Source organism: Pelatocladus sp. BLCC-F211 (genome assembly GCF_041928655.1).
In the GTDB taxonomy this organism is placed as follows: domain Bacteria; phylum Cyanobacteriota; class Cyanobacteriia; order Cyanobacteriales; family Nostocaceae; genus Pelatocladus.
This window is the reverse complement of sequence record NZ_JBHFLM010000102.1, coordinates 1-18443: the sequence shown is the minus strand read 5'-3', so window position 1 is coordinate 18443 and position 18443 is coordinate 1. Positions and strand designations below refer to the sequence as shown.

The following is an 18443-nucleotide window of genomic DNA, read 5'->3' as shown; positions in this document are numbered from 1 at the left end:
CCTGGGATCAAGAGGTTGCCATGCTTGTTTTTAGTATTTTTACGAATTTATTGGTTATTTGGGGATCGTTATGTCATTATTCTATGACAAAAACCCTAATCAAAGCATCAATAAGTCAATTTTCCATGACATTTAAGCTATAAGTTAATACTATGCCACAATAAAGCTCTGCTTATTGTTATGAAAAATTGACAAAAAGAGCTTCTGCTTCACATGTTGGGGATCGGGGATTGGGGTGTGCTTGGAGTGGGGATTGGACATGAATCAGTTAACTGTTAACTGATAACTGTTAACTGATAACTGAGAAGTTGTCCCCCATGTCTCCCGTGTCCCCCTTCTTTAGTCCCCGATCCCCGATCCCCGATCCCCGATCCCCTTTCCCCGATCAACAGCATTTCGTTTCCACCTTTTTGCAGTTCATATCCTACTTTGACGATAGAAACTGTATATCCTAGTTTCCGAAATTCTTGGATGATGCGATCAAGATAGGGAGAACGTTGCAACATCAGAGTCAGTAAAGGGAAAATCCGCACTTGTTGACTAACTCTCAGGATCTCCTGAATTGAGTCAAAGTGAAATTGGTAATCATGATGATCGGAATACAAAAATAAAAAGTGTGAACATAAAGCAATATCGAATTCTTTATCTTTAAAGTTCAATTGCGGTAGTTCACCAATTAAATATCTTTGCTCTAATTTTCCCCGCTCGTAATCACTGATAAATTTGTTTATAGCTGCTATTCTATTAGATTTTAAATCTTCAGGAGATTTGTGATATGACCAAATCCAATCATCAGGACTTGCTTGAATTTGGTCAATTATATAATCAACGACTTCATTAAATCTTTTGCGGATTTCATCACCACTAAATTGATATATTGGATCAATAGAAGTGACATTCACACCTATTTTTGTAGCTTCTGCATTAAAGCTCGCCGGACCATCGCCTACACCCAAGATGCGCTTGTTCAAATCTGATTTAGTAAGATTGAACATTTGCACATATTCATCAAGCGATCGCCCAAAAGGAACTACTTTTTCTAATTTCATTGCCATTGGTAATTACCATTAATATAATTATCTATTCCTAAAATCGATCAAAGTTTGCAAATAAACATCTGGCATTCCAATATCAAAACTTTTTCCTTGCACAATATATCCTGTCATTCCCTCTTTTTGACGTAATTGTTCTAAACAGGTTGTTAATTGAAATTCGCCCCGTTCTCGAAATTTATTGTTAATATTTTCTTCGAGAAAATCAAAAATTGTAGGCGTTAGTGCATACAAACCAAAAATAGATAAAAATTCATTTTCTGGTATCCCTTCGACATGCAAATGCTGAATAGCATATTCAACAGTTGGTTTTTCGTAGACTTGTGTTAAGGAAAGAATAGAATCTGGCTTTTGCCAAACTCCTGTCACACACCCGGCTTTATGAATCATCTCTGCTGAAATTGTTGTTAAGCCAACAACGCTTTGATTTGCTTGGGCGAAAACTTCTAAGACTTGACGCGCACAAGATTTTTTAATATTAGATGCATAAATATGGTCGCCTAGCATGAGTAAAAATGGCTGATCATTTACCCATTCTTTGGCACAATATACAGCATGTCCATAACCTGCCTGTTCTTTTTGTGATAAAAATTTTATTCTGTCACCTAAATCTACGATATGTTTACTATGTTTTTGATTTTCTGGTGATAGTTTTTCAAAAAGTTCTGCCTTGGGTGGATATTTAAATAAATCGACAAAAACTCTTTTATCTTCTGGTTGAATAACAATACCAATTTCTTCAATTCCAGCACTAATTGCTTCTTCAACTATGAGTTGAATTACAGGTTTGACCCTGCCATCTTGATCAATAATTGGGAAAAGTTCTTTTTTTACAACTTTGGTAGCAGGAAATAAGCGAGTACCAAAACCAGCAGCAGGGATTACAGCTTTCTTAATTTGAGTTTTCGGCATAAATTGTCAGTTTTAAACATTGCATTTGTGGCAAATCTCGTTCAATAATTTCAATTACTTTTTGTTGATTTTCTTTGTTTTTAACAATAAATTGTGCTGTACCATCACCTTGAGAACCAACGCCTTTTCCCCCCAAAATATAAGGTTGAATTGGTGGATAATTCAATAATTCATGTAAGACAGGTGCTGTTAACTCTTCAGGACAAGCCGGGATTAGATACTTGTCAAATTCTACCTGTGCTTGTCTCATCAGAATACCAATTCGTTCTGCATCGCCTGTTTGTAAAGCGTCAATGGCGGCTTGGGTCATTTGATAGCTGATAGAACCCAGATATTTTTGAACATGCGCTTGTATGGGGTTGCTGGCGAAGGGATAACACTGATTGAGTTTGCTGAGGATTACTTGAGTATTTTTGCTAGCAGCAAGATCCACTATCACAAAAAATAAATTCTTGGGAAGACTGAGTTCAATGATCTCCGTGCGATCGCCATCAAATATCATCGCAATGGGACGATTACCATAAGCACAAGCTTGATCCATGCGTCCGCAACGAGAAGGGGTAGTAATCTCTCCCAAATAAGCCAACTCCATTTCTTCTTGGATAGACATCTTTAAGTCATATACCAGATTAAAAGCCCTCGCTACTAGCACGCAAATAGCCGCACTTGATGACAGCCCTTTTTGAATCGGTAAATCTGTCAGGTAATTATCAATTTCTATTCCGCCAATAAAATTTAGAGGCTTACAACCGTACGCCCCTACCAAAAATTGATAAGCGACACCAGCAGCATAACTAAAAAATCCACCCTTTCTAGCTTCCGTAAGCAAAGCCTGTGCTTCCATCGGTAAAGTCAGGGATTTACGAGTTCTATCACCAACAGAGGCGCTAACAATTAATTGATTCGGATGGGGCTTTACTTGTGCATACAGCCCCTGATTTGTACCTACCAGCAACGTGTAGCCTATTGCTAATTCAGGGTTGAGATGACGGTATCCTCCCGCCCAATCAGTATGTTCGCCAAATATACACAGACGTCCTGGTACAAAAATTTTCATATATGCCTCTGATCTTACTCAGGTATTCTCACGTATTTTGTAACAATTAATCATGCCTACGAGCATGTTCTTATACCATATTGTGCTAAGGGTCAAGCGGGGTATCGCCACATATTATGCTTGATTGGCAATCATTTACTGCTTAGTTATACTAGTGTCAGTTTAGAAACTGTCACTTACCCTAGTCCGCGTTTTATACCAAAAGAGATATTCTTATTTTGTGCAAGGAGTGATACCACTTCACCACATGTTTGCCACAAGTTATTTTCGTAATACCTATTTGGCTAAGGTGATTACGAATATCAAATGTTGCATCAAACAAGTGATTTGGTATAAAAATATATAGAAAGCGCTTGAGTTCGCAAATTTCTCAGGCGCTTTTACGTGTAATAAATTATTTGTCACTGATTAGTAGTCGTCTTCAGACGGCTCAACTAAATCAAACTGTCTGTAGAGACGCGTAGCAAGATCCCGCAGGGTAATTTCGCGTCTCTGCTTGATCCATGAGATTGGGATTTGAATCACAGGCAGTTTTTTTCAACATTTGGGATGATCCCCGCTCCCCAATCCCCTATCCAATTACAAAATTAATCAACTTACCAGGTACCACAATCACCTTTTTAATCTCTTTGCCTTCTATATAACGTTTGGCAATTTCAGATTCGCGGGCGTATTTTTCCAACTCTGCTTTGTCTGCTTGGGCTGGAACTGGAATTGCACCGCGAGTTTTACCCATAATCTGAATCACCAAGTTAATTTCATCAGCAACTAAGGCTGCTGAATCATACTTCGGCCAGGTTTGGGTATGGACTGAGTTGCTGTTACCCAACAAATGCCACAACTCATCGGCGATGTGGGGCGCAAAAGGTGCCATCAGGACAACTAAAGTTTGAATACCTTCTGCATAGACTGGCGAGTCTTTACAGGAGGCGTCGGTGATGGCGTTACTCAGTTTCATCAATTCTGAAATCGCAGTGTTGAATTGATATCCGTCTTCTACGTCTTCACTGACTTCTTTAATTGCGGTGTGAATTGCCCGTCGTAAGTCTTTTTCGATTTTGGATTTTGGATTCTCGATTTTGGATTGATCTATTTTTGGTGATGAGTGATTCTCAGCAAACTCAGTTACCAAGCGCCAAACTCGGTTCAAAAAGCGAAATTGCCCTTCTACGTCTGCTTCGTCCCATTCCAAGTCTTTTTCGGGTGGTGCTTTGAACAAAATAAACATCCGAGCGGTATCGATACCATATTTATTAATCACATCTTCTGGTGCTACACCATTGCCTTTCGATTTAGACATGGTGGCATAAATGCGTTGCAGTGGTTCACCTGTTTGGGGATCGCAGGGATCGTTAGGATCGACAAGATAGGAAGGAACCCATTTGTCTTTACCACCTTTGTTAGGGTTGAAGTAAGTTAAACCCTGTACCATTCCTTGAGTTAACAAGCGTTGGAAAGGTTCGTCAAAATTTAACAAGCCGCGATCGCGTAATACTTTAGTAAAGAACCGCGAATATAACAAGTGCAAAATCGCGTGTTCAATTCCACCCACATATTGATCTACGGGCATTAAATCATTTACCCTCGCAGAGTTGAAAACCTGCTGTTCATTCTTAGCATCGGTAAAACGCAAGAAATACCACGACGAATCAATAAATGTATCCATCGTGTCGGTTTCCCGTTTTGCGGGTGTACCGCAGTTGGGACAAGGTACGTTTACCCAACTTTCCAACTTTGCCAAAGGCGAACCACCACGCCCGGTAAATTCGACATTTTCCGGTAACTTTACGGGCAAGTCTTGATCTGGAACAGGAACCGCGCCACAATTGGGACAATGAATTATGGGAATCGGTGCGCCCCAGTAACGTTGTCGAGAAATCAACCAATCCCGCAAGCGATACTGTACCCGTTCTTTACCAAAGCCTTGTTTTTCTGCGTATTCGACAATTGCTTTTTTGGCGTCGGTGGAATTCATGCGATCGAATTGACTAGAATTCACTAACACTCCAGGTTCAGTATATGCCTCTTGTAGAGACGTTACATGTAACGTCTCTACATGTAACGTCTCTACATGTAACGTTTCTACATTATCAGGAGGAACAATTACCACTTTGATCGGCAAATTCTGTTCTTTGGCAAATTTAAAATCCCGTGCATCGTGTGCCGGCACACCCATGACAGCACCCGTACCGTACTCGTACAGTACATAATCAGCAATCCAAATCGGAATTTCTTCCCCTCTAAACGGGTTAATTGCTTTACCACCCGTCGGTATACCCCGCTTGGGCTTATCTTCCGCAGTGCGTTCCAATTCGCTTTGGTTGGTAACTTCTTGTACAAAGGCTTCTACTGCTGCTTGCTGTTCTGGTGTTGTCACCAGTTGTGTTAACGGGTGTTCGGGTGCTAAGACTACGTAGCTAACACCATAAACTGTATCTGGACGGGTGGTGTACACACCAATCTTTTCGGAACTTCCCACAATGGGAAATTCCAAATATGCGCCTGTAGATTTGCCAATCCAGTTCGCCTGCATCAACTTGACACGTTCTGGCCATCCGGGCAATTTTTCCAAGTCATTTAACAATTCTTCGGCGTAGTCGGTGATCTTGAAAAACCATTGGCGCAATAATTTACGTTCGACTTTTGCTCCACTACGCCAGGAACGTCCTTCGTTGTCTACTTGTTCGTTTGCCAATACAGTTTGGTCAATGGGGTCCCAGTTTACTGCTGCTTCTTTTTGGTAAGCTAAACCTGCTTGGTAAAACTGCAAGAAAATCCACTGTGTCCACTTATAATAATCTGGGGAACAGGTGGCAACTTCACAGTCCCAATCAATCGATAAACCCAGGCTTTGCAATTGCTGGCGCATCTGGTCAATATTTTGATAAGTCCAATTGGACGGGGGAACACCTCGGTCAATAGCAGCATTTTCTGCGGGTAAACCGAAAGCATCCCAACCCATCGGATGCAGTACCCGATAACCTTGCATTCGCTTGAGGCGGGCAATCACATCGGTAATCGTATAATTACGGACGTGACCCATGTGCAGGCTGCCCGATGGATAGGGGAACATGGACAGGGCGTAGTATTTTGGCTTATTGGTGTCTAGGGAAATTTTATCTAAGCCAAGTTCATTCCATGTCTTTTGCCATTTTTCCTCAATCTGTGTTGGGTTATATCGGGAATCCACGAAAACTCTCCTACTGGACTTTAACCATAGTTTGCCTCCATATTTTAGATGATGGTAGGCAAACGAATGGCTTGGTTGAAATAAGCAATGATTGAATTAAAAGAAAAATCTTCTGGTTTATTGCGGGTGTTTGTTTATGGCACCCTCAAACCAGGAGAAGCTAATTATCAAAACTACTGCGATCGCAAAGTGGTAAATGCGACTAAAGCTTATGTGCTGGGTAAACTGTTTGATCTACCCCAAGGCTACCCAGCTATGACACCAGGGGATAGTCCTGTCTACGGGTATTTGCTAGAATTTGATTTTCCAGAAGTTCTAGTTGAACTAGATGATCTGGAAGATTATCACCCTGCTAGACCTGATTCAGAAAATTTATATAATCGGCAACAAATAGAAGTATACGATTTCCAAGGGCGATCGCTTGGTTGGGCTTGGGCTTACTTGATGACTTCAGAAATGGTTAATAACTTAGGAGGCGTTCACCAAGCCGATGGTTGGTGGACTAATACCATTTTGGATTTTGGATTTTAGATTTTGGATTGGGAAACTCTTTGTGCATAAGAGTTCTGTAAGCCCATCTGTCCCATTCTTTTTTCAAATAGGTATTGTACAGACACGATGTTCCTCGCGTCTCTACTTAATGATATTCATTTCCTATATCTAACGTTGGTAGCCGTTTTGGTCGATTAAATGGATCTTCTGGGGTAGTTTCTGCTGCTTTGGGAATTGGCAGAATGGGATTGTTAATAGAAACATTTAATGGTGCAGCACCAATAGTCTTTGCTGGTTGTGCCTGTTCTGTTGCGGGGTTGTAAGCCACTTGTGGGCTGAGTTCCCCACCTGGTAATAAGCCAGACACCGCACCAATAATTGTCGCGGCTATGGCTGTACCTCCCCAAGCCAAGGCTAGGCGTAAACGACGACGATGTAAACGAGCCATGACTCGTTCAACAGTTTCTTCTACTGCTTGTGACTGCGGTACTGGCATTGTCCGCAAGCCTTGACGCAATTTCAAAAGTCGTATGTACAAGCATTTTACTGACTGATCGTTTGCCAGTAATTCTTCTACTTGCCTACGTTCGGCAGCAGTAACTTCACCATCAAGATAAGCACTCAATAACTCGAAGCGATCGCGCTTCACCATATCCATAGCACCCGTTGATTCATTGGTATGCTCTGCCTCCCCATCTGGCAAATCAAGATTTAATTGCAAGTGGGAATGGTCGTTAAAGTGAGAATCAGTAGTCATCTTAACATTATTACCAATTCATGCACGGGTAAACACAAAGAACTCGATCAAGGATAATCCTTATTTCTCCTGATTTCTCCTAGTAGCAGAAGCACTTTGTCATAATTTTAATAAATCTTAATGAAATATAAAATTCCGCCGTTCACCATCAGGTGAAACTTTAAACTAGGAACCCAAATAAGTTTGTAACTGCGCTTGCAATCTGGTTCTAGCTCTGGCTATTCTCGATTTGACTGTTCCCAAGGAAACTCCAGTGATTTCGGCAATTTCTTCGTATGCCATACCCTCAATTTCCCTTAAAACAATAGTCGTACGGAATACCTCCGGCAAATCCGCGATCGCTTCTCGCAATTGTTCATAGAACTCTCTTGTTGTGAGTTCTTCTTCTGGGCCAGGAGTATCTCCTGCGATTTCCCAATCCATTTCGCCGTCGTCCACCGAACGGGGAGCATCCAGTGATACAGGACTGACAACTCGCTTACGTTTGCGTAATTCATCGTAAAACAAGTTAGTAGCAATACGGCTTAACCAACCCCGAAATTTAGCTGGTTCTTGCAATCGGTTAATATTGCGATAGACCCGAATCCAAACTTCTTGAGCTAGATCCGCTCTGTCATACCAATCAGGGGCTAAATGGTACAATACCCTATCAACTTGGGATTGATAACGACGCAGGAGTTCTGCAAATGCAGCACGATCTGGGCGCAGTCCAGTCTGACAGCGTAAAATTAAATCGTGGTTAGAGAGTTTGTCAACTTGCACTGATGCTTCCGGGAGTCTGGCATCAACAGTTGACCAGGATACAGTAATCGATTCGCTCATAGATCGTACTGGTTGTAAATCATCCCTATCTATTAGACCTACTTATCTGCCGGATGTTCCTAGTATGAGTGACGGATTTGTGACTGGAACACAGGATACTCTTGCAGATACTTTGCTGTAAGACACAGTGAGGGTACGTAGATTTGTGACAGCGAGCATCACTGAATACTTACTATTGTCAAAAATATTTTTTTGTGATATCTAAGCTTTGACAAGTGTCAAACAATTTTGGATTTTAGATTACTCTGTCGAGAAGCCGCACTTCGTGCGTCTATGGATTTTAGATTTTGGACTTCGTCGTGAGCCTCAGCGAAACTATTTTGCATTGACCTCACAAATTTTATGCGATCCAATGCCCAATGCCCAATGCTCAATGCTCATTACTTTTGTGGCAACCTCACCAAAATAGTAGGTGTTGGTTGTTGTAACTGCTGTAAATCAGCGCCTTTATTGGATTCTTCTAGGAGGCGAACCTGCAAAAATAAATTCAGAGAAAATGTAATCGTAATTGCTAACAATAGTTTTTCTAACATGATACTTACTCCCACCCACACCATGAACACCACTTAAAATGATTGAAAACAAGACCTGTTCGGTTCCAGGGAGTATCTATAAAAATTCTCACCCGGATTTTTATAAAACTAGGCAATGGCACAACTCTGTATAGCCCTAGTTTGCCCATGAGTATGAACAAATTCATAATGGAACTGCTAAATGTTTGTAAATTTTTGGTAATTGGTTTAGGAGAGAATCTGAAAAACTTTTCAGCAATAGCTAACTGTAAAATACATAACAGTCACAGTCGCTTTCATTAGAGCTAGAGTAGGGAAGAAAAACTGTGATCTGATAGCTGAGTCAACGGGGAATTTTGGAGAAAATAAACGATGGCGACGGTAAGAAATGAATCTGTAACGCGTATGGCAATGCTACTTTGTTTTGGCACAGGCTTCTTATCTCTCGCTGTCCATTGGCAGGTTTCTGATTTAATGAAATCTCCTACCAATCAAGAACCTGATGGAATTTATGTAGCAAGAGTCACAGATACAATTGCAAAGCCAAAAAGTTTTATACCAGAAGAAAAACACAAAGCAAACCTTTATCGTCCAATTCAGTCCCAGTTGGCTAAGGCTTCGGCAACACAAAAGCCTTATAGTGTTCTTGCATCTGCTGATCAGACACATGTAGTAGTTGATTTAAGCGATCGCCGCGTTTATGTTCAGCGCCAAAATCAAGTTATCGCCAGTTACCCAACAGGTATAGGTAAAAAAGGTTGGGAGACACCCACAGGTTCTTTTCAAATTGAAAATATGCGACGTAACCCTGTTTGGCGTCACCCAATTACAAACAAGGTATTTCCAGCAGGTGTAAATAGCCCTCTGGGAGATAGATGGATAGGTTTTTGGTCAGATGGTCACAATAAAATCGGCTTTCACGGTACACCAGATGACAACCTAGTAGGTAGTCCAGTCTCCCACGGTTGCTTGCGTATGCGTACCCCCGACGTACGTTTGTTATACCAACAGGTACGCGTGGGGACAACAGTAGAAGTTCGGCAATAGTCAATGACCAATGACCAATGACTAAGATAATGACTTCTGCTCAAAATTCGGTGCGTAGGCTTGGAGTAAAGTACTGACTTGTCGCAATACTTCATTGCCAGTGTTTTTACCTAAGACCTGTCGTTCTGGGAAGAAATTCGGTCTATCCAGATAACGGCTGATCGCTTCACTGACTTGTTGGGCAATTAATTCTTGTAGTTCTGCTTTGGCGTGTTGGCGCTGATAGTTAGCACCTTCTTCTGTAGTGGCGTATAGAGGGGGTAGACGGTTGAGGGCGTAAGCAGCAATATCCCCAACATCCAAGGAAGTTTCGCTAGTAGCTTCGATTTCAGCTACGCGGGCGATCGCTTCTGTTAGTACCAACTCTTCCATAACGTTAATAAACTGTTTGCGTGGTACCGCTATCACCTCACCAGTCAACAGCGTTCCCATCAGCCGATCCAGTGCCATGTACTCTTCGATTGAGAGTTCGTTGGCATTGTCACATATTCGTCCGACTTCTGCTTCCATTGCTGGTGTCAAATAACCATCCTGGAGAGCCTGTTGCACAATTTTTTCTATACTCATAATGCTCATCTTTAATATAAGCCACCCAAGCCAAGAGGGACGGTACCAATCCAGTTTATTTTGCCCAATCTGAGCAAAGAATACACAATTATTTACTATTTAAATTCTTGATATCGCCATGGTGTTGGATCAACAGATTGACCGTTGACATATAATCCCCAGTGCAAGTGAGGTCCTGTGGAAGCACCTGTAGAACCCACTGCGCCAATAACTTGACCGGGTTTCACAATATCGCCTTCTTTGACATTAATGCGACTCAGGTGCATAAAAATACTTGTCACCCCTTGACCGTGATCAATACCAACGACATTACCATGAACCCGAAAACCTTGGGATACTTTTCCTACCAAAGCGACTCGCCCAGCTGCTGGAGCAACTACAGGTGAACCCGCAGAACCAGCGTAGTCAACACCACGATGATAGTAATCTTTAGCAAATTTACCATTATAGTAACGACGTACACCATAGATTGTGGAGATTCGTCCTGCATTTGGTTTAGTAAAAATGCCACTCCAGTATTTTTGCGGTGTTTGCAAAGCTTTCAATTCTGCTACACGCTTGAGTTCGTATTCTGTGGCTTGTACTCCTGCTTTACCTGGAGGTAAATTAATCCGTTGTACAGGGAACTTGCGATCGCTCACTTGTACCAATAAGTTTTGTACCTGGCCATCTCCAGAAACCCTAACTGTTCTTTTACCACTGTTTTGTAATGGTGTGGTGGGAATAAAAGCCCGATACTGATTAGGAGTAATTTTAAACGCTGGGTAAGTTTTATCTCCAGAAGTGACTGTTGGACTTGCAGCAGTTCCAGGATTATCTACATTAATGAAAACCGATAAAGTATCCCCCAATTTCGGATTAGCTGGAGTCATCCGTACCTGTAGCGCCTCTGCGGGTAGCGCTAAGGCTACTGGGAAAGCAGCTAACATTCCGGCTACCATTCTGGTAACAAGACGGTTAACTTGCAAATTAGATACAGATGTTGTAAACAACTTTTGAGCGCGATCTACGGTAGTCATAGAGATACAAAAAATCCTATCTGCTGATGAACAACAGACTATTTTACAGGCTGTAGTGTTTCTACCTCTCCAAAGCAAATTTTATGAGACAACACTTTGTAGTGTAATATTTATGACTTGTCAAGTGCTAGTCCTCCACATTAATTTTTACTAGGTGGGTTTGTGTAGAGCCAAAACGGCTTTGGTAGAGGGATAGGGTTAAGTATAGAAAATCATAAATAACTTTTCATCAAAAGTTGTTAATTTTCAGTTTTTTGTTGAAATTAAAAGATTTTTCTGTGAATTCAAAATTTAAGGGTGGGTTATGTTACCCACCCTACTCAATTATTGTTGAGACTCTTTTTGTTCGGCCGCCGCAATTTCTAATAGGGTTTTGAGTACCGAGTCAGGGTTAAGACTAATCGAATCAATTCCCTCTTCGACAAGAAAACGAGCAAATTCAGGATAATCACTGGGTGCTTGACCACAAATCCCAATTTTACGCCCGTGTTCTTTCACAGTGCGAATTGCTTTGGCGATCGTGCGTTTTACAGCTTGATCACGTTCATCAAACAAATGTGCTACTAATTCTGAATCTCGATCTAATCCTAATATCAACTGTGTTAAATCGTTGGAACCTATAGAAAATCCATCAAAGATTTCGCTGAATTCATCTGCTAGTTGCACGTTACTTGGTAATTCACACATAACATAGACTTGCAAGCCATTTTCGCCTCGCACTAAACCATGCTTCGCCATCTCTGCAAGTACACGCCGTCCTTCAGCCGGAGTCCGACAAAATGGCACCATTAAAATGACATTTGTTAAGCCCATTTCGTCGCGTACCCGTTTCATCGCTTGACATTCCAGGGCAAATCCTTCACGATATCGGGGATCATAGTAGCGAGAAGCACCCCGCCAGCCAATCATCGGGTTTTCTTCTTTGGGTTCAAATTGCCTACCACCCAGGAGATTAGCATATTCATTACTCTTGAAATCACTGAGACGCACAATTACAGGTTTAGGATAAAATGCGGCTGCAATTGTACTGATACCTTGAGTAAGTTGATCGACAAAGAATGCGGGCTTGTCTTCGTACTGTGCGGTTAATTCGGCAATTTTGTATTTAGCAAGTTCGTCTTCTAACTCGTCAAAATGAATTAGGGCGAGTGGGTGGGCTTTGATTTGGTTGGCGATGATAAATTCCATCCGGGCTAACCCGACGCCATCGTTAGGAATGGCACTATAACCAAAGGCTTCTTCGGGGTTGCCCACGTTCATCATAATTTTGGTATTAGTGTGGGGCAGTTTTTCTAATGGTATTTCTGCGACTTCGTAGGATAGTAAACCTTGGTAAACTTTGCCGCTTTCACCTTCTGCACAAGAAACTGTGATTTCTTGTCCTGTTTTGATTACCGTTGTGGCGTTACCGCAACCAACGATAGCCGGAATACCTAATTCTCTGGCGATAATGGCACTGTGACAAGTACGTCCACCGGAGTTTGTGACGATCGCACTGGCTTTTTTCATGATCGGTTCCCAGTCTGGATCGGTGCGATTTGTGACTAGCACTTCTCCAGGCTGAAATTCATGAATACGATAGACATCAAGAATAACTCTGGCTTTACCCTGTCCAATCATTTCACCCACACTCCGCCCTGTGGCTAGAACTTTACCTTTTTCTTTGAGGTGATAGGTACGCAGGACATTTTTAGTTTTCTGAGACTGGACTGTTTCTGGACGGGCTTGGACAATAAATAGTTCACCTGTAATCCCATCTTTTGCCCATTCAATATCCATCGGTGTGTAGACACCACGCACTTGTGAGTAGTGGTCTTCAATTACACAACAAGCACGCGCAAGTTCGAGAATTTCGGTATCGTTGAGGGCAAATAGAGCGCGATCGCTAACTGCAACGGGAATATTTTTAGTTTGTTTAGAACCGCCGATATCGTAAACCATTTTGATTTCTTTGGTTCCCAAACGTTTACTTAATATCGGGCGATATCCCTGTTGCAATGTTGGTTTAAATACTAAATATTCATCAGGGTTAACAGCACCTTGGACGACATTTTCTCCTAAACCATAGGCGGCGGTAATTAAGGCTGCATCTTTAAAACCTGTTTCGGTATCGATGGAGAACATCACACCAGATGCGGCTAAATCGGAACGCACCATTTTTTGCACACCGACGGAAAGGGCTATATTGAAGTGGTCAAAGCCTTTTATTTGACGATAGGAAATGGCGCGATCGGTAAAAATTGAAGCAAAACATTTGTGACAAGCTTCCAGAACAGCTTTCAGTCCATGAATGTTAAGATAGGTTTCTTGCTGCCCAGCAAAGCTAGCATCTGGTAAATCTTCGGCAGTAGCACTAGAACGTACAGCGACATCAGTATCAGTACCGTAATTTAGACACAGAGTTTCATAGCTTTGGGCAATTGCTTCCTCTAATGCTTTGGGAAACGGTGTTTGCAACATCAACGCCCGTGCTTGCTTCCCGCATTGACGTAAGTTCTCGACATCTTCGACATCTAAATCTGCAAATATTTCCCGTAGTTTAGTTTCTATACCTGCATTTTGAATAAAAAATTGATATGCATAAGCAGTGGTAGCAAATCCAGTAGGGACTTTGACACCTTTGGGTTGGAGTTGTTGAATCATTTCTCCCAAGGAAGCATTTTTACCACCGACTAGCGGAATATCTGCAATTCCAACTTTGTCAAGTGGTAATACCAGTGCTTGTTGTTTGGCATTCTGGTTTGATGTGTTTAGATTTACGAAAGTTTCCAGCATGGAAAAAATTTCCTTCAACGCATTGAGTTACTGCTTTGCTACTTAAGAGGGTTTTGGATCTTTGCGCTCTTAAGTCTTACACCTTTGGTTATACGAAGACAGTTTGAGGAAGTTGTGAAGATGCCAACTTTTGTAATTAATTTTTTTGGCAGTTGCACAAAATAAAATTTTGTGATATCTAGTAGCTCAAAAGAATATTTAAATTATTAAAGATGTATTGACGAATACAAATTAAGTTTAAATTAACTAATTCTTTTAGTAGAAGCTAATAAATATCAATAACCAGTATTGTAGTAATTTGATATTCCTATAATTGCTTGCCATTACAGACTAAATTTAATTGCTAAAATTTAGGTTATTAAAGTACACAATTTAAATAACAATTTATCATCAAGTAATAATTTAGATTTATTCCATCTATATTTTCTATATTTAAGGAGTAAAGAAGAGTGCAACCTCATCAAAACGATTTAAACAAATTTCTCTATCCTCATAGTTCTTACCGTGGTCAAGTTAAACCAGAAAATTTACTATTTAATGCCAACTTACAAGAATTTGCTCAAAAAGTTAGTTACATTGCGAATTTAGAAACCAGTGGAAAGCTTTCTCCTGAAGAAGCCTACAGTCAGATTAAGATATTGTGGAAACGATTAAAAATGAGCAAGAAGGAACTCAAAATTGGCAGTCAAACATTACTAGATAAATAAAATATCTTTTGTATTCTGTCTGTTTTATTTTAATTTATTGTAATTTATTGGAATTTGTGAAATTACAAATATGTAATTCATATTATTCTATGAATTAGAAATTTTTCTATACTCAACACTTTTCAGTTGAGATTATTGGCATGATTTTCTGATTTATAGAGACGTTGCAATGCAACGTCTCTATAAATTTTATCGGTGGATAAATTATCTTATTGGCAAGATATTTATCTAAAATAATAAAAAAATGAGGCACTTCCACCTCATTTTTTTTCTACCTTTATAGATTCATTAACCAATATTCGGTAGATCTTTCACAATGATATGTTTTTTATGATCAAAACAAATTTTCCCTTCTTTTCTTAGCAAAGATAACAATCGTGTAACGGTGACTCTGGTAGTACAGCAAGCATTAGCTAAATCTTCATGAGTTAGGCGAACTGATAGGCGAGTTCCTTGGGCTACCTTTTCACCAATCTCACGTTTCAAAAGCTGTAAAAGACCATATAGGCGATCTTGTACTCGTCGCAATCCAGAAATCACTAAAAAAGATTCTGTTTGCCTTAAACGTTGATTGATTTTGGGCAAAAGAGCATGGCTAAAAGTTGGAGAAGCTAGTATTTCTGAGAGATCAATTGCTACTAACTTAACATCCGATATAGCTGTAGCCTGGTAAGTGTTCAGAGAAGTCAGATAAGAGCCAAAAACCATTTCTGGAACAGCCAATCCTACTAGTACTTCTTCGCTGGTATCACCAAGGGTAGTCAATTTTACTAAACCATGACGAACATACCAAATTACTTGTGTGTTGAGAGGGATAGTATCTCCTTTGGAATATTTATGTATGGGGCGATCGTCATCGAAGTCTCGGTCTTTTGTAGTTTGTAGTAATTCTGTTCGTTTGCTTTCATTAATGCTTCGTAGCAGCCAGCGTAGGCTTTGAGCTTTACCTTGATTGTTGTAGGAAATAGCCACTGTTAATGCTGCATTAAATAGCTCATTGCCATGTTGTTGCAACGCTACTACTAATTCTTGATTTCGACCATTTTGAGTTAGTTGGGCAAGGAAATTGCGAAAGTCATGTTTCTGTTTTAAGGAAACGAAATTAATTATTGGCTTCCCAACCAAAAATTCTTTTTTCAGATTCAGTAACTTGCTAGCCTTATGGTTAGCTAATTGGATTTTACCTTGTACATCAGTCACTAAATAGCCGTCTGGTGCTTCCTCAAATAATTCCTGATAGCGTTGACATTCTGCTTGTAAAGTTTTTTTTGTTTCTTCTAACTGCTCATGCTGCTGATACAGTTCCTCAATTGCAAAATGTACTGATTGTGAAGCCCAACTAAGTTCGGTCAAAGCTTCCGGCATTTCATCTAACATCACAGGCGTATTGACAACATTTTCGTACAGTTTAGCTATACGTCTGTCCATTTCCTGTGTTGATTGTGCAAATTTGTCTATTTTTGTCTTATCCACGTTGTGTTTCTACCACTATGTTTGCAGAAATTGGACAAAAAAATTGATTTGAAAAAGGCAAGTGAGCTTAGACAGATAGAACTAGTCACCGTAGTTGTATCTGAATGACAGCTACCACTTTTCAATTATCTTAGTGAATGACACCCAGTATTTCAAATTCAACTTGACATATAATTTTCAGAACTACGATGGTGATTCACTTTATTCTCATAACAAAAACATTGCAATATACTTCAAAACATTGCAAAACAAAACATAGCTGAGGTTAAGACCCCTCACCATTCGTTAGGATTCTAAAAAGATTTTCTAAGTCAAGTAAGTAGGAGAGTACTCTCTTTATAAATTGATGTTATTGTTGCTTAACAGAACATTATGCCATATTCATGAATACAAAGTTAACTGTTTGTATTTTAATTTTTGGTAAAGGATTATTTTACTAAGTAAAAAAAAGGATCTATTTGTATCAATAATAATTGATGAGAATTAGCACAAGTCATGCAGAGTCAGAGAAACACCAAAAATAAGAGATTGATTACAGTGTATCAATTGCGCCATCCACTCTCTATTTAAGAGAAAAATATATTACTAAAATCTCAAGCATAACCATTTACTTGAGCTATATAGAGTTTCTTGGCTCTGAAAATATAGGTAGATCAAGGATTTGATTTACTTGTTGTCATATCTATCTCAAAAGCCTTAAATATAAATTGCTGTTGATCGGTTTATGAGGGGTTAAACCCCTCATTATTTAAATTTTTTATTTGCCATTCTTTTGCAAAACTAAAACAAATTAACTTTTTTGACAAGTATCTATGGGCTAATAACTAAAGCCTATTAAACGCAGTCATCCTTGAACAGGATTTTGGATTGATCCTACGGATCAATCCGCTTTCTTGTACTCTGTCGAAATTATCGATCAAAGAAAAAGAGATTAGGAATGAAGAGTGAAATAGCCCATATATTTACCAACAACATCAGATTATAGATTATAATCTATAATCTGCATAAGTTTTTATTATGCTATGAATCTTCGTTCCAATCTTCACGACCTAATAAATCAATTATTTTATCTCGAAGTAAAAATTCATTTTTTTCTAGTTCTAGTTCAGCACATACCCAATCACGACCAGGAATATATTTACAGAGAACGTAAATTGGCTGGTTACGACTGATAACTCCTTTTTTGATAAGTTGACGTGCTTCTTCTCTAATGACTTCGAGGTCATACTTAACAGTGGTATTCATAACCTCCATAAAAACACCCCCATCTTTCACCTACACTTTTGGATGAGTCTAAGCATCAAGACTGTTATTAACTCTGCTTACAACTTCAAGCTATCAATTTCTTTTGAGGAACTTGTGAAGATGAAGAATAGAAGAAATCAAAATCAATTAATTTCATAGGAAAAATCTTAAAGTTTATAACCGATTTGACGCAGAAACCCTTTTCTGACGGTAACGTCGTCAGTACTTTCTACCCCTTGAGGTGAAAATCCGTCTATAACTCCTAGAATACCCCTTCCTTGCTCCGTTTCTGCAATTACTACTTGGACAGGATTTGCTGTTGCACAGTAGATGTTGCATACTTCTGAACATTGTTTGATCGCATTTAAAAAGTTAATTGGGAAAGCGTTGCTCAGTAAAATGACGAAACTATGACCTGCACCTAATAATTGGCTATTTTTAGTAACTATCTGCTCAAGATTTCTGTCATTACCTGCAACTCTAATTAAACACTGTCCTGATGCTTCACAAAAGGCAATCCCAAATTTAACTTGTGGTGAGATTTCGACCATGATTTCATATAAATCTTCTACGGTTTTAATAAAATGACTTTGACCAATAATAATATTGCATTCTTCAGGAATTTCCATGTCAACTGTTTTAAGTTCCATATAATTTTCTCCTCGATTGGTTATCAACCAATACGGTTCAGTTAAGGCTAAAAACTAAAACTAGCGTAGGTTGGGGAGCCAGTGCGTTGCGGGGGTCCCAAGAGTTGTAGCACCTGGCGTTTGAGGAACGTAGACGCGCCCTGCGCGGCTTCTCGCAGAGTAACCC

General features: G+C 39.9%; 16 protein-coding genes. 3 read left to right on the top strand and 13 right to left on the bottom strand.

The genetic code is table 11. The features are described 5' to 3' along the window. Positions 1-275 precede the first annotated feature (275 nt). The 4 genes from ACE1AT_RS12490 to leuS all read right to left on the bottom strand — a co-directional run bounded on the left by ACE1AT_RS12490 (position 276) and on the right by leuS (position 6211). A complete protein-coding gene (locus tag ACE1AT_RS12490; RefSeq protein WP_374868705.1) occupies positions 276-1055 on the bottom strand; it encodes an SAM-dependent methyltransferase in 780 nt (259 codons plus the stop codon). A 21-nt stretch (positions 1056-1076) separates the two neighbouring features. Then, positions 1077-1964 carry a sugar phosphate nucleotidyltransferase gene (locus tag ACE1AT_RS12485; RefSeq protein WP_374868703.1) on the bottom strand — a complete coding sequence of 296 codons (888 nt, stop codon included), beginning with the start codon at positions 1962-1964 and terminating at the stop codon, positions 1077-1079. Next, on the bottom strand, positions 1945-3021 hold the full coding sequence (locus ACE1AT_RS12480; protein WP_374868701.1) for a mevalonate kinase: 1077 nt from the start codon (positions 3019-3021) through the stop codon (positions 1945-1947). Before ACE1AT_RS12480 ends, ACE1AT_RS12485 begins: the two co-directional genes overlap by 20 nt. A 571-nt stretch (positions 3022-3592) precedes the next feature. Beyond that, complete coding sequence (leuS, locus tag ACE1AT_RS12475; RefSeq protein ID WP_374868699.1) at positions 3593-6211, bottom strand: leucine--tRNA ligase; 2619 nt, start codon at positions 6209-6211, stop codon at positions 3593-3595. A gap of 87 nt (positions 6212-6298) precedes the next feature. On the opposite strand from leuS, the gene ACE1AT_RS12470 reads away from it, so the two are divergent. Next, on the top strand, positions 6299-6742 hold the full coding sequence (locus ACE1AT_RS12470) for a gamma-glutamylcyclotransferase (protein ID WP_374868697.1): 444 nt from the start codon (positions 6299-6301) through the stop codon (positions 6740-6742). A gap of 106 nt (positions 6743-6848) precedes the next feature. Here the strand turns inward: ACE1AT_RS12470 and ACE1AT_RS12465 are convergent, their stop codons facing one another. From ACE1AT_RS12465 to ACE1AT_RS12455, 3 genes are all read right to left on the bottom strand, one after another. After that, positions 6849-7460 (bottom strand): anti-sigma factor family protein, encoded by a 612-nt coding sequence (locus ACE1AT_RS12465; RefSeq protein WP_374868695.1) that lies wholly within the window; start codon positions 7458-7460, stop codon positions 6849-6851. A 165-nt stretch (positions 7461-7625) separates the two neighbouring features. Further along, positions 7626-8282, bottom strand: coding sequence for a sigma-70 family RNA polymerase sigma factor (locus ACE1AT_RS12460; RefSeq protein WP_374868693.1), 657 nt, complete (start codon positions 8280-8282; stop codon positions 7626-7628). 380 nt (positions 8283-8662) lie between these two features. Then, complete coding sequence (locus ACE1AT_RS12455) at positions 8663-8815, bottom strand: hypothetical protein (RefSeq protein WP_374868691.1); 153 nt, start codon at positions 8813-8815, stop codon at positions 8663-8665. A 351-nt stretch (positions 8816-9166) separates the two neighbouring features. Here ACE1AT_RS12455 and ACE1AT_RS12450 point away from each other — a divergent pair, with 351 nt between their 5' ends. Then, complete coding sequence (locus tag ACE1AT_RS12450) at positions 9167-9841, top strand: L,D-transpeptidase (RefSeq protein WP_374868689.1); 675 nt, start codon at positions 9167-9169, stop codon at positions 9839-9841. A gap of 21 nt (positions 9842-9862) precedes the next feature. Here the strand turns inward: ACE1AT_RS12450 and ACE1AT_RS12445 are convergent, their stop codons facing one another. The 3 genes from ACE1AT_RS12445 to ppsA form a co-directional block, all read right to left on the bottom strand. Next, positions 9863-10408 (bottom strand): late competence development ComFB family protein, encoded by a 546-nt coding sequence (locus tag ACE1AT_RS12445; RefSeq protein WP_374868687.1) that lies wholly within the window; start codon positions 10406-10408, stop codon positions 9863-9865. A 95-nt stretch (positions 10409-10503) separates the two neighbouring features. Further along, the gene (locus tag ACE1AT_RS12440) at positions 10504-11427 is read right to left on the bottom strand and encodes a M23 family metallopeptidase (protein WP_374868685.1); all 924 of its coding nucleotides are present in this window, start codon (positions 11425-11427) and stop codon (positions 10504-10506) included. Between the two features lie 324 nt (positions 11428-11751). Next, on the bottom strand, positions 11752-14202 hold the full coding sequence (gene ppsA / locus ACE1AT_RS12435; protein WP_374868683.1) for a phosphoenolpyruvate synthase: 2451 nt from the start codon (positions 14200-14202) through the stop codon (positions 11752-11754). 449 nt (positions 14203-14651) lie between these two features. Here ppsA and ACE1AT_RS12430 point away from each other — a divergent pair, with 449 nt between their 5' ends. Beyond that, positions 14652-14909 (top strand): hypothetical protein, encoded by a 258-nt coding sequence (locus ACE1AT_RS12430; RefSeq protein ID WP_374868681.1) that lies wholly within the window; start codon positions 14652-14654, stop codon positions 14907-14909. A 288-nt stretch (positions 14910-15197) separates the two neighbouring features. Here the strand turns inward: ACE1AT_RS12430 and ACE1AT_RS12425 are convergent, their stop codons facing one another. The 3 genes from ACE1AT_RS12425 to ACE1AT_RS12415 form a co-directional block, all read right to left on the bottom strand. Then, on the bottom strand, positions 15198-16337 hold the full coding sequence (locus tag ACE1AT_RS12425; protein ID WP_374868722.1) for a helix-turn-helix domain-containing protein: 1140 nt from the start codon (positions 16335-16337) through the stop codon (positions 15198-15200). Positions 16338-17402: 1065 nt separating this feature from the next. Further along, complete coding sequence (locus tag ACE1AT_RS12420) at positions 17403-17627, bottom strand: DUF4327 family protein (protein ID WP_374868679.1); 225 nt, start codon at positions 17625-17627, stop codon at positions 17403-17405. A gap of 167 nt (positions 17628-17794) precedes the next feature. Then, positions 17795-18277, bottom strand: a complete 483-nt coding sequence (locus ACE1AT_RS12415) for an adenosine-specific kinase (protein ID WP_374868677.1) — start codon at positions 18275-18277, stop codon at positions 17795-17797. Positions 18278-18443 lie beyond the last annotated feature (166 nt).